The following is a 12,210-nucleotide window of genomic DNA, read 5'->3' as shown; positions in this document are numbered from 1 at the left end:
GATTGCAGTAGTGGAGCCTTATCAGGTTGATCATCAAGCTCACCCTGGGTTTGATTCTCGCTCGATCGCTTTGTCTTATGGCACGGTACAGATCCTAGATTCACTGCACTTGTGGCAATCTATCGCTCCGGTCGCGACCCCGATTAAAGATATCCATGTTTCGGATCGCGGGCATGCCGGAATGACAGACATCTACAGTGAAGAGCTTGCTGTAGATGCGCTTGGCTACGTGGTCGAGTTAGCGGATGTGGGTCGAATCTATCAGCAGAAACTTGAATCAGAAGCGGCAATTACCATGCTTTGTCCTGAGTCTGTTAGTAAAGTTGAACGTGAAGAAGCGTTGACCACGATTGAACTGACAAGTGGGCAAACTGTAACCACTAAGTTATTGGTTGCTGCTGACGGTGCAATCTCAACCTGTTGCCAACAGCTCAATATCTCATTGAGTGAGCACGACTTTGAGCAAGTTGCTGTGATTGCCAATATCGTGGCGAGTGAACCTCACCAAGGTCGCGCATTTGAGCGTTTTACCCATCATGGGCCAGTTGCTCTATTACCAATGAGTGACAACCGTTTATCGCTGGTTTGGTGTTTAACACCAGAACAAGCACAAAAAGTGATGACGCTAAACGACAATGAATTTCTTGAGCAGCTGCAGAATGACTTTGGCTGGCGACTTGGCCGATTAGAGAAAGTCGGCAAGCGTGCGAGCTACCCTTTGATTCTTCGTCATCGACAGCAAAATATCTCTCATCGATTTGCCATTGTAGGCAATGCCGCTCAAACGCTTCACCCCATTGCGGGGCAAGGCTTTAACCTAGGTATCCGAGATGTGGCTTCCTTGGCAGAAGAGTTGTGTACCCAGTTAGATGATGTGGGTCGTTACCGTGGTCTTGTTAACTTTAGAAAGCGTAGAGAACAAGACAGAGACGCAACGATTACGTTGACTTCAAGCCTAGTTCACCTGTTCTCAAACGATTATATGACCGCTCGCATTGGGCGTAATCTTGGGTTAGCCGTAATAGATAACCTTCCACCACTTAAAGGTCCACTTTTGCGTCATACGCTTGGCCTAGTAGAAAGATAAGGTAATAAATAATGATGCAAAGTGTTGATATCGCGATTGTTGGTGGTGGCATGGTTGGCCTAGCGCTTGCTGCTGCCCTGAAAGACAGTGACTTAAGAATTGCTGTCATTGAAGGCAGAGCTCCCAGCGAAGGGCTTAGTGAGCTGCCTGACGTACGTGTATCCGCGTTGAGTCGTTCTAGTGAAGTGATTCTTCGTAACCTAGGCGCATGGCAAGGTATCGAACAAAGACGCGCTGCACCTTATCAAGCGATGGAAGTGTGGGAGCAAGACAGCTTTGCTCGTATTGAGTTTGACTCGACACGCTTGGCTCAGCCTAATCTTGGTCATATCGTTGAAAACCGCGTGATTCAACTAGCACTGCTTGATCAGGTTAAGAAGCAAGACAATGTCAGCCTGTATATGCCTGCAACGTGTAAAACGATGGCGATTGGTGAAAGTGAAGCTTGGTTAACATTGGACAATGGTCAAGCACTGACAGCTAAGTTAGTTGTGGGAGCTGACGGCGCAAACTCTTGGGTTCGTAAGCAGCAAGATATCCCATTAACACATTGGGATTACGGACACAGTGCGATTGTCGCGAACATCAAAACCACAGAGCCGCACCACAGCGTTGCTCGTCAAATATTCACGCCTCAAGGCCCATTGGCATTCCTACCAATGCAACCAAGCGACATGAGCTCGATTGTTTGGTCTACCGAACCAAACCGTGCCGAGAAGCTGGTATCCATGTCGGATGCTGATTTTAATAAGCAGCTAACGGCAGAGTTCGACTCAAAGCTTGGATTATGCGAAGTGGTTGGTGATCGTTTTGCCTTCCCACTGCGCATGCGTTATGCACGTGACTTTGCGGTAGAGCGTGTGGCTTTGGTTGGTGATGCTGCTCATACCATTCACCCATTAGCAGGGCAGGGCGTGAACCTTGGCCTATTAGACGCAGCAAGCTTAGCGCAAGAGCTGTTAAAGCTATGGTCTGCGGGTGAGGATATTGGCACCAAGCGTAATCTTCGCGGCTACGAGCGCTGGAGAAAAGCAGAGGCGGCGAAAATGATTGCTTCAATGCAGGGCTTTAAAGATCTGTTTGAAGGCGATAACCCAGCTAAGAAGCTGATTCGTGGTATCGGTATGAAGCTAGCGGGCCAATTACCGGGTGCGAAAGATGAGATCATGAAGCGCGCACTGGGTTTGTCTGGCAATCTTCCTGACTTAGCTAAGCGTCCAGTGACTCATCGATAGTGACATAGTGTTCTGGTGATTTATCGAATCATCATTGATACGAAAATTGGTACGAAAAAAGGGTTGGCATAAAGCCAACCCTTTTTGTTTTTAATTCTGCAGATAATCAGGTCATGCGTACGCGCAGCGCAGTTTCATGATTTCACTATTTATTTCTTTCACTGTTTGAAAGTGACGCTTTTCTGCTCGGTCTGGTAGCACTAGCTTACCGTTATCAAACTCAAATTTTCCTACGCCGTAAATGTAGATTCGTCCTTTGAAAAGTCGACTTACATGTTTAGCAATCATACTCGGTGTATAGCGCTTAAACAGTCTCATTCTTAATTATCCTTATATTTACCTAGCCTGCATATTATAGAAAAACTCCGAGATAATAATTGTGATAAGCATGGAGTAATATGCAGTAGCGTTGACGTTAATTAGATATTTGTGCTGTTCTAAGCACTTTTTGCAGTAAATATCTATTTTTACGTGAGCTCCTCCCCAAAATAATACTGAGTAGTGAACTGCCGTGAACTTTCCTGTTCGGTATTAAGCAGTGATAATGTTACAAGTATAAGAATAGGCGGGATTTTTTTGTTTGTGTAATCAAATTGTAAATTTCGGACAAAAAAAAGCCCGTCTAAAACGGGCGAATAGTCACAGATGCATTACACAAAAGTGGATACTGATGTTACTCAGTGGATTCACTTGCACTGATTTGCTTAATAGCTAGTCAGTAAATTTACAATAACGCAAATTTAACTTTGTGACTACTTATGCTTTTATTTTGAGTAACTATTTATTAATGGTGTGTTCTTCTTATGACGAAGTTCACACTAAAAATGTACTCAATGAAATATTCAAATGAAGTTTGCGAAGCATGTTCTGTTCGAAACGATCATCGACTGATGTCCGCGACGGTCGGTGCACATAGCGCCATAAGATCATTGAGATCCAACGCAACGCCAGCCATTCGATCACCCGAGCTAATGGTCACGGTCGAGTTGTTCTGAATGGAAGGATCAAAAATGATCGGCATGTGTCTCTTGAGAGCGAGCGGGCCAACACAACCCACTTTAAAACCGGTGATCGCTTCAACATCAGCGAGAGACACGCAGGTCATTCGACGGCAATTCAGTACCGAGCGTACTTTCTTGGGATCGACAGAGCGGTCACCAGCAGTACAGGCTAACGCATACTGGTTGCCCATATCCTTAAGCAGGATGCACTTCACCATTTGAGAGGCGTCGATGCCTCGCTCTTGTGCGGTTTCTTCAATGCTGGTGGTTGGCTTGCTTTGCATCAGCAGGCGATAATTCACCTGCTGTTGATCCAGCCATTGTGTAATCAGCGTTTCCACGTGGTTACTCGTCGTCAAGGCTGTACGGCAATGGCAGGATATTCCATGTTTGATCGGGCTGCGCGGTCAGTCGAAGCTGAACATCGTCATCAAGGTTGTTTGGCAGTACCATCAAACCCATCGCTTGGTTATCAGCAAATTGATAGACGTTTAATAGTCGGCCTGCGCCACGCCAGTTTTCACCCACGCTGCGCTCTAGTTCAATAGGGTTCTCTAGAGACAATACTTCTGCTGTCGTTCCTGAAACAATACGCATCTCACGCTTGTTCATGCCACGATACTTGGCACGAGCTACCGTTTCTTGACCTGTGTAACAGCCTTTTGAAAAGCTGATACCACCAATCGCTTGCAGGTTAAGTGCTTGAGGGATGTGCTCGTTTTGTTCTTCTTTCGATAGGTTAGGCTGAGCATCAAGAATTTCATGATATTGCCAAAGTGCTTCTGATACTTTTTCTGCTGAGCTACTTGATACTAAGGTTGCAGCAACATCTTCCGTAATAAGCAACGCCCAACGATTGCCAGAGACTTTAACCGCTGTGCCACCAGAGATAGCACGCACGTTACCTTGGCTTTCTGAAATTGAATCAATGTATTGATCCGCAGACGCGCCCATCACACCGATAACAACATCTGTCGTTTGCTCGATATCAACCTTAGAGAACACTGCGTATTTTTTGATTTCGACCAGTTCTACTTCAATCGCAGATTTAGGCTGCATGAGTGCGTAACCGCCATTGTGATGGAACAGGCGGAAGATACTCCATACCTTTCCTTTTGCATCACAGTGCGCGCCTAACGTCGATTCATCATTAGGAAGAGTGACGACATCGCACGTTACTTGACCCTGTAGGTACGACTTTTTGTCATCGCCTATCATGGTGATTGCGCTCCAGTCTGACACGTGTGTCATCATCAGTTCTGGAAGCGATTCATTTTGCGTATGAGCGAGTGGCTGAAATGTGTTTTTCCAATCCATTTTATCTTTCCTAAGAATTTTATTTGGCTCTATGTTAATCCGGTTCTGTTTCTTTGTCAGCCTAGGTTTTTTTGTGAGCTTAGATAGGGACTGTGACTCACATAGTAGTTGCAGGGCGTATGACTTGTTACACTCCGAGAAAGAAAAATTATAGGTGAGGATAGCCAATGTACACTGCAGAGCAGAAAGCACGAATTAAATGGGGTTGCCGTCGCGGCATGTTAGAACTTGATGTAGTCATCATGCCATTTTTCGAAGAGTGTTTTGATTCATTGCAAGAGCAGGAACAGCGCGAGTTTGTTTCTCTATTAGAGTGTGATGACCCAGATTTGTTTACTTGGGTAATGGGACACGGACGCAGTGAAAACCTAGGCCATGCATCAATGGTTGATAAAATTGTCGCACACAACCTCAGCAAGGTTCGTTAAGCTTCAGCTTAACCCTTCGTATTCCGCATTATTTGCAAAAGGCACTATTTTTGGGTGCCTTTTGTTTTTCATCGTCCTGTCTTCTATCCCACTTGCCGCCAGCCTTTATTGCTTAGCTTTAATGATCCGTTTGTTCAAAAGCAACCATGTGATTCTAAATAGTGCCTATGGGCGTTTTGATTACAGAGAGGATGGTGATATTCGACTCAATGACCGAACTTACCGACTCAAGTTCGTTGATAGAATCTGGGCGCAGTTCTTCGTTAAATTACAGTTTGAATGTGGGTATTCGGTACTGCTTTGGCGAGACAGCTGTTGCGAGCGCGAATATCGTCATTTTCTGGCGAACTTACAACGAACACGCTAGATAAAAGAAAGCGTTAGACAAAAGAAAAGGGAGCTCTCGGCTCCCTTTCGTTCAATCATTTTCCGCTGACGGCTAATTCGCTAAGAACGTTTAATCAATTATTATGATTGGCGTTTCTCTGGCGTCAGAATCGTTGGGCCACTGTCTTCAGCAAGTTCAGGGTAATCCAACGTGTAGTGTAGGCCGCGGCTCTCTTTGCGCTGCATTGCACAGCGAACCATTAGCTCTGCCACTTGTAGCAAATTACGCAGTTCTAATAGGTTATTCGAAACCTTGAAGTAGCTGTAGTACTCATGAGTTTCTTGTTGCAGCATCTGAATACGGCGTAATGCACGCTCTAGTCGTTTATCCGTTCGAACAATGCCCATGTAATCCCACATGAACAAGCGCAGTTCGTGCCAGTTGTGTTGAATGATAACTTCTTCATCACTGTTGGTGACTTGGCTTTCATCCCATGCAGGAAGTTCAGCACACAATTGAGATTGGTCGATGTTTTCAACGATATCTTTTGCTGCCGCCCATGCGTAAACCACACACTCAAGCAGTGAGTTAGAAGCCATACGGTTTGCACCGTGTAAGCCGGTGTAGCTCACTTCGCCAATCGCATACAAGTTCGTTAGGTCGGTTTGACCTTGCTTATTCACCATGACACCACCACACGTGTAATGAGCGGCTGGTACGATAGGGATCGGCTCTTTGGTCATATCGATGCCCAAGTCCATCAAGCGGGTATGGATCATCGGGAAGTGCGCTGTGATGAATTCTTCAGGCTTGTGGCTGATATCAACATACATGCAGTCGGCACCCAAGCGCTTCATTTCGAAGTCAATTGCGCGAGCAACCACATCACGTGGCGCCAGCTCACCGCGCTCGTCGAAGTCTTTCATAAAGCGAGAACCATCTGGACGACGCAGGTAGGCACCTTCACCACGCAGTGCTTCCGTTAGTAGGAAGTTACGCGCTTCTGGGTGGAATAAACAAGTTGGGTGGAACTGGTTGAACTCAAGGTTTGCCACACGACAACCCGCACGCCAAGCGATAGCAATACCATCACCTGAAGAAACATCTGGGTTAGAGGTGTATTGGTAAACCTTTGAAGCGCCGCCTGTTGCTAATACAACAAATTTAGCGCGCACGGTTTCAACGTGTTCTTGGTTACGGTTCCAAATGTAGGCGCCGATCACCTTGTCTTTTGAACCACCAATCTTATCTTCAGTGATCAAATCCAGCGCATTGTGGCGCTCGAAGATCTCGATATTTGGGTGGTTGTTGACGTTATCTTGTAGTGAGGTTTGCATCGCCATGCCAGTTGCATCGGCAGCGTGCAGAATTCTGCGATGACTGTGGCCACCCTCACGAGTGAGGTGATATTTTGGTTGGCCTTCTGTGCTGTTCTCATCTTTATCAAATGGAACACCACCATCAATCAGCCATTGCACACACTCTTTCGCATTTTCGGCAATGAATTGAACTGTATCTTCTTCGCATAACCCAGCCCCAGCTATTTGAGTGTCCTCTACATGAGACTCAATACTGTCCGACTCATCGAACACCGCGGCGATACCACCTTGTGCGTAATACGTCGATCCTTCGCTGCGTGGTCCTTTGCTTAATACAATTACTTTTGCATGTTCTGCTACGCGTAAGGCTAATGACAAGCCTGCCGCACCACTTCCTACCACTAATACATCACACTGATGTTCACGGTTTGCGTTCATAAAACTTATTAAATCCCGGGCTATAGTCGAGTTGTCCACTCTCAATTGACTTTGTCTTGTTTTAGGAGTTTGGGTAAGACTGTTATAATCTCTCCAGAGTCATCCTTAAACGCTATGCAAAATCAATATATAGACAGCTATCTAGAAATATTTAATTGCTCAATACCATTGCTTTTGCTCAAGTTTCCCCAAATTGATAGGGATAGCTATTTTTATTACATCACATTGTGAAACAATAATGGCAAATAATTTTAAGAAAGTTGGAACTTTCGGTATTTGGCTTAGTCACAATAGTGCTCTTGTAGACGGTGGTGTCAATACTACATTTCGCATAATTAGTACCCATATCTGTGAAGGTGAGGGTTATAACAATAGGAGTACCCGCTCGAATGAACGAGCAGCTAACCGATCAAGTGTTGATTGAGCGAGTTCAGAGTGGAGATAAGCAGGCATTTAACTTACTAGTGGTTAAGTATCAAAACAAAGTTTGTAATCTTATCTCTCGATACGTGAATAATTCCGGTGATGTACCTGATGTAGCACAAGAAGCTTTTATTAAAGCTTACCGCGCGATACCTAACTTTCGTGGCGAGAGTGCCTTCTATACATGGTTGTACCGAATTGCCGTGAACACCGCTAAAAATCATATCGTTGCTCAAAGCCGTAGGCCGCCAGCAACAGATGTAGATGCAGAAGATGCAGAATATTACGAAACAGGCAGCGCGTTAAAAGAAATATCGAACCCTGAGAACTTAACGCTGTCAAAAGAATTGAAACAAGTCGTTTTTGGAGCGATTGAAGCGCTACCAGAAGACCTAAAAACTGCAATGACGTTGCGAGAGCTCGAAGGTTTGAGCTACGAAGAGATTGCAGAAGTAATGGATTGCCCTGTAGGAACCGTACGTTCGCGTATTTTCCGAGCTCGTGAAGCGGTGGAAAAGAAAATCAAACCTCTTTTGCAACGCTAGAACTTGTAATAATTATGGTGAAAATAATGGCTGATAAAGAAAAGCTTTCGGCACTCATGGATGGTGAAACGATCGATAAAGCTCTCATTGTAGATCTCGAATCCGATCAAGAAAGCATGGATACCTGGCAGAGTTACCATTTAATTGGTGATGTTATGCGTGGGGATGCGCCAGAAACTCCAGAGTGGAACATTGCTAATAGTGTAGCGGCAGCGCTTGAGAACGAGCCTGCACATGGTTCAATGTCGAACCTGCACCAAGTTAATGTTGAACCTACTGTTGCTCCAATTGAAGAGCAGCCTAAACCTCAGCAAGCGAAGCGTCAGCTTCCGGCGTGGTTACAACAGTTTGGACAAGTTGCCGTGGCAGCGTGTGTTTCATTAGCCGTTGTATTAGGTGTGCAACAATATGGTGGCAGCGACCCTGCAGCACCAGAGCAGTTGCCTGTACTCCAGACGATTCCATTTGCGGGTTCTGCGGAACCAGTAAGCTTAACGCGTGACTCTGTTGAGAAACCAGCATCTGAAGCTAACTTGCAAGAGCAGCGCAAACGCGTTCATGCAATGTTAGAAGATTATGAGCTGCAGCTAAGATTAAACAGTGATGCATCGCCAATGCAAGATGCACATCTAGAATCGGACATTGAATGAAGAAAATCCTGGTCAGTGCACTGACACTGTTCAGCTTGATGTCTCCAACAGCCTTTGCAGAGGAAACCACTGCAAAGGCCTTGTTGCATCAAATGAACGAGGCCAGTCAGCATCTAAATTACGAACTCTCCTACATTTTGATAAAGAAGAGCAGTATTGAGCCTCTTGTTTATCGCCATGCGGTTAACGACGACCAACAACTTGCACATCTTGTTTATCTAAGCGGCCCTGTTCGTGAAGTCATTCGACGTGGCAATGAAGTTAGCTACATCGAACCGGGTACAGAGCCATTTACGATTCAGTCTGGCAGCATGGTTGCACCTGTTATTCCGATGATTAATCGAGATATCGAATCTCTGAATCAGTACTACGACTTTGTGAAAGTTGGGCGCTCTCGTGAAGCAGGTAGCACAACTCAAGTGCTGCGTGTCGTGCCGAAAGATGGCCTTCGCTACTCTTACGTGGTTTGGGTCGACGAAAAAACGAGTCTTCCCTTGCGTGCCGACCTTTTGGATCGTGATGGCGAAGTGCTTGAACAGTACCGCACTATCTCTTACGTGGTGAACGATAAGATTGCTGAGGCAATGGGTGGCTTGAACCAAGCTCAATTGCCGAAAGTTTTATCATTGCCTGAAGGCTTAGTGAGCGAAACTAACTGGCAAGCCTCGTGGATTCCTGAAGGGTTTAAGTCAAAAGAGCTTAGCCGCTATCAAATGGCTGCAACCGATAAAATGGTTGAAAGTCAGCTTTTCAGTGATGGACTGTTTAGCTTTTCGGTTTATATCGCTGAAAAAGACGAGCATTCATTGAAAGGGCAGCTAGTACGTCAAGGGCGTAGAACCTTGCACAGCTTAGTGATTGGCGATAAAGAGATCTCTGTGGTTGGTGACATTCCGCCGGCAACTGCAAAACGTATTGCTCAGTCAGTTACATTTAATAAATCGGTACAAGCGCAATGATGACCGCGCTGGCGACCGTTAGCTCGGTTGAACAAAAAGGTAAGCAATACTTTGTTCAATTGAGCTGCGAACAACAAACCAGTTGTAGCAGCTGTTCTTCTCAAAAAAGCTGCGGCACGGGTATTGTGACCAAGGCTGTTGGCAATAAATCTTTGTTTTGGCAGCTTAAAACCAAGAGCTTAGTCAAAGCCGGACAAATCGTAGAAATTGGCTTTCCAGAAAAAAGCCTACTTCAATCGGCAGCCATTGTTTATCTCATCCCACTTTTCATGTTGATGATTGGTGCTGGTTTTGGACAACTCTTGTTACAACCCTTACTCCAAGGGGGCGAGGGCATTGTTATCTTAAGTGCAGCACTGTTTACTGCTGGTGGGATTGCCTTAGCGAAGCGGTTAGCCAAACCTATGGAAGACAAATCCAAGCAAGAAGTCGTCTTGATTCGAATCCTAGGTGAGTCTCTCGTCTAATTTATGATGCTTCTTGCCCTTAAATTGGGTAGAATCTGCCAACTTGATTGAAATGCCGCCACCAATGCTGACTGTAGATTGGACGCGTCGCGGCTTTCTTATTATCCCTATTCAAAGAGTTTAGTCACACCAAGCCTATGAAGCACATTCGTAATTTTTCGATTATCGCCCACATCGACCACGGTAAGTCGACCCTTTCTGACCGCTTAATCCAAGTTTGTGGAGGATTAAGTGAACGTGAGATGGCAGCTCAAGTCCTCGATTCTATGGATATAGAACGCGAGCGTGGTATTACAATTAAAGCGCAGAGTGTGACTTTAGATTACAAAGCTAAAGATGGTGAAACTTACCAACTTAACTTTATCGACACTCCTGGACACGTAGACTTCTCTTACGAAGTATCTCGTTCTCTAGCGGCTTGTGAAGGCGCACTACTTGTAGTGGATGCTGGCCAAGGTGTTGAAGCACAAACTCTAGCAAACTGTTACACAGCAATCGAAATGGAACTGGAAGTAGTGCCAATCTTGAACAAGATTGACCTACCAGCTGCTGAACCAGAGCGCGTTGCTGAAGAGATCGAAGAGATCGTTGGCATCGATGCGATGGAAGCGACTCGCTGTTCTGCGAAAACAGGTTTAGGCGTTGATGATGTTCTAGAAAACATCGTAACGGCTATCCCACCACCGGAAGGTGATCCTGAAGCGCCTCTTCAAGCGTTGATCATTGACTCTTGGTTCGATAACTACCTTGGCGTAGTTTCTTTGGTTCGTATCAAGAACGGTACACTGAAGAAGAACGACAAGATTCGAGTAATGTCGACAGACCAAATTTGGGGTGTTGACCGTCTAGGTATCTTCACACCTAAGCAAATCGACACCACTGAGCTAAATACTGGCGAAGTAGGTTGGGTTGTTTGTGGTATTAAAGACATCCTAGGTGCACCAGTTGGTGATACGTTGACGCTTGCAAAAGGCGGCAGCACTGAACGTCTACCTGGTTTCCAAAAAGTGAAGCCTCAGGTATACGCAGGTCTATTCCCTGTATCATCTGATGATTACGAAAACTTCCGTGACGCGTTAGGCAAACTAAGCCTGAACGATGCATCACTGTTCTTCGAACCGGAAAGTTCAGCAGCACTTGGTTTTGGTTTCCGTTGTGGCTTCTTAGGAATGCTTCACATGGAGATCATCCAAGAGCGTCTAGAGCGTGAGTACGACCTAGACCTAATCACAACTGCTCCAACAGTAGTGTATGAAGTTGTAAAAACAGATAAAACAGTTCTGTACGTTGATAGCCCGGCTAAACTGCCAGCGGTTAATGACCTAGAAGAAATTCGTGAGCCAATTGCACGCTGTAATATCCTGGTACCTTCGGATTACCTAGGTAACGTAATCACACTGTGTGTTGAGAAGCGTGGCGTACAAGTCGACATGGTTTACCACGGTAACCAAGTTGCTGTAACGTACGACCTTCCTATGGCAGAAGTTGTTCTAGACTTCTTTGACCGTCTGAAGTCAACGTCTCGCGGCTATGCATCATTGGATTACAACTTCCAACGTTACGAGCCATCAAACATGGTACGTGTAGACGTATTGCTGAATGGCGAAACGGTTGATGCACTAGCGATCATTACGCACAAAGATATTGCTCAGTCTCGTGGTCGTCTACTGGTAGAGAAGATGAAAGAATTCATCCCTCGTCAGATGTTCGATATCGCGATTCAAGCAGCGATTGGTAACCACATCATTGCTCGTTCTACAGTGAAACAACTGCGTAAGAACGTAATCGCAAAATGTTACGGTGGTGATATCAGTCGTAAGAAGAAACTTCTTAAGAAACAAAAAGAAGGTAAGAAGCGTATGAAGCAGATCGGTAACGTTGAACTGCCTCAAGAAGCATTCTTAGCAATTCTTCATGTTGGTAAAGACTAGGTATCAATCGCACTAACTATCTGCTGAACATTACTGGTTAAAATCGTTTATTTCTTTGTTGCAAAGATTGCAATTAGGCCCA

General features: G+C 45.4%; 13 protein-coding genes. 9 read left to right on the top strand and 4 right to left on the bottom strand.

What is annotated here, in order from left to right; genetic code table 11:
* A partial coding sequence (ubiH, locus tag IQQ51_RS16780; RefSeq protein WP_228012930.1) for a 2-octaprenyl-6-methoxyphenyl hydroxylase occupies positions 1-1,087 on the top strand: 1,087 nt, incomplete at its 5' end.
* An 11-nt stretch (positions 1,088-1,098) separates the two neighbouring features.
* Positions 1,099-2,322, top strand: coding sequence for an FAD-dependent 2-octaprenylphenol hydroxylase (locus IQQ51_RS16775; RefSeq protein WP_193841621.1), 1,224 nt, complete (start codon positions 1,099-1,101; stop codon positions 2,320-2,322).
* A 111-nt stretch (positions 2,323-2,433) separates the two neighbouring features.
* On the opposite strand, the gene IQQ51_RS16770 is transcribed toward IQQ51_RS16775, so the two are convergent.
* From IQQ51_RS16770 to ygfZ, 3 genes are all read right to left on the bottom strand, one after another.
* Complete coding sequence (locus tag IQQ51_RS16770; protein ID WP_009847660.1) at positions 2,434-2,640, bottom strand: DUF1107 domain-containing protein; 207 nt, start codon at positions 2,638-2,640, stop codon at positions 2,434-2,436.
* A gap of 562 nt (positions 2,641-3,202) precedes the next feature.
* On the bottom strand, positions 3,203-3,664 hold the full coding sequence (locus tag IQQ51_RS16765; RefSeq protein WP_048605859.1) for an aminoacyl-tRNA deacylase: 462 nt from the start codon (positions 3,662-3,664) through the stop codon (positions 3,203-3,205).
* 4 nt (positions 3,665-3,668) lie between these two features.
* Entirely contained in the window at positions 3,669-4,640 is a 972-nt protein-coding gene (gene ygfZ, locus IQQ51_RS16760) for a tRNA-modifying protein YgfZ (RefSeq protein ID WP_193841620.1), read from the bottom strand.
* 167 nt (positions 4,641-4,807) lie between these two features.
* Between ygfZ and IQQ51_RS16755 the strand changes: the two genes are divergently transcribed.
* Both IQQ51_RS16755 and IQQ51_RS27870 read left to right on the top strand, forming a co-directional pair.
* A complete protein-coding gene (locus IQQ51_RS16755; RefSeq protein WP_004735374.1) occupies positions 4,808-5,068 on the top strand; it encodes a succinate dehydrogenase assembly factor 2 in 261 nt (86 codons plus the stop codon).
* Entirely contained in the window at positions 5,016-5,435 is a 420-nt protein-coding gene (locus tag IQQ51_RS27870) for a protein YgfX (RefSeq protein ID WP_321166766.1), read from the top strand. The genes IQQ51_RS16755 and IQQ51_RS27870 overlap by 53 nt, the downstream gene beginning before the upstream one ends.
* Before the next feature lie 101 nt (positions 5,436-5,536).
* Here IQQ51_RS27870 and nadB read toward each other — a convergent pair whose 3' ends face one another.
* Complete coding sequence (nadB, locus tag IQQ51_RS16750; RefSeq protein WP_017059049.1) at positions 5,537-7,153, bottom strand: L-aspartate oxidase; 1,617 nt, start codon at positions 7,151-7,153, stop codon at positions 5,537-5,539.
* Positions 7,154-7,542: 389 nt separating this feature from the next.
* Here nadB and rpoE point away from each other — a divergent pair, with 389 nt between their 5' ends.
* The 5 genes from rpoE to lepA all read left to right on the top strand — a co-directional run bounded on the left by rpoE (position 7,543) and on the right by lepA (position 12,128).
* Entirely contained in the window at positions 7,543-8,121 is a 579-nt protein-coding gene (gene rpoE, locus IQQ51_RS16745) for an RNA polymerase sigma factor RpoE (RefSeq protein ID WP_008223963.1), read from the top strand.
* 26 nt (positions 8,122-8,147) lie between these two features.
* Positions 8,148-8,771, top strand: coding sequence for a sigma-E factor negative regulatory protein (locus IQQ51_RS16740; protein WP_048605810.1), 624 nt, complete (start codon positions 8,148-8,150; stop codon positions 8,769-8,771).
* Positions 8,768-9,730, top strand: a complete 963-nt coding sequence (gene rseB, locus IQQ51_RS16735; protein ID WP_048605809.1) for a sigma-E factor regulatory protein RseB — start codon at positions 8,768-8,770, stop codon at positions 9,728-9,730. Before IQQ51_RS16740 ends, rseB begins: the two co-directional genes overlap by 4 nt.
* On the top strand, positions 9,727-10,197 hold the full coding sequence (locus tag IQQ51_RS16730) for a SoxR reducing system RseC family protein (RefSeq protein ID WP_048605807.1): 471 nt from the start codon (positions 9,727-9,729) through the stop codon (positions 10,195-10,197). The genes rseB and IQQ51_RS16730 overlap by 4 nt, the downstream gene beginning before the upstream one ends.
* A 137-nt stretch (positions 10,198-10,334) precedes the next feature.
* Complete coding sequence (gene lepA, locus IQQ51_RS16725) at positions 10,335-12,128, top strand: translation elongation factor 4 (protein ID WP_193841619.1); 1,794 nt, start codon at positions 10,335-10,337, stop codon at positions 12,126-12,128.
* Positions 12,129-12,210 lie beyond the last annotated feature (82 nt).

This window comes from Vibrio sp. OPT18, from assembly GCF_015163615.1.
Taxonomy (GTDB): domain Bacteria; phylum Pseudomonadota; class Gammaproteobacteria; order Enterobacterales; family Vibrionaceae; genus Vibrio; species Vibrio coralliirubri.
This window is presented reverse-complemented; position numbering and strand designations above follow the sequence as displayed.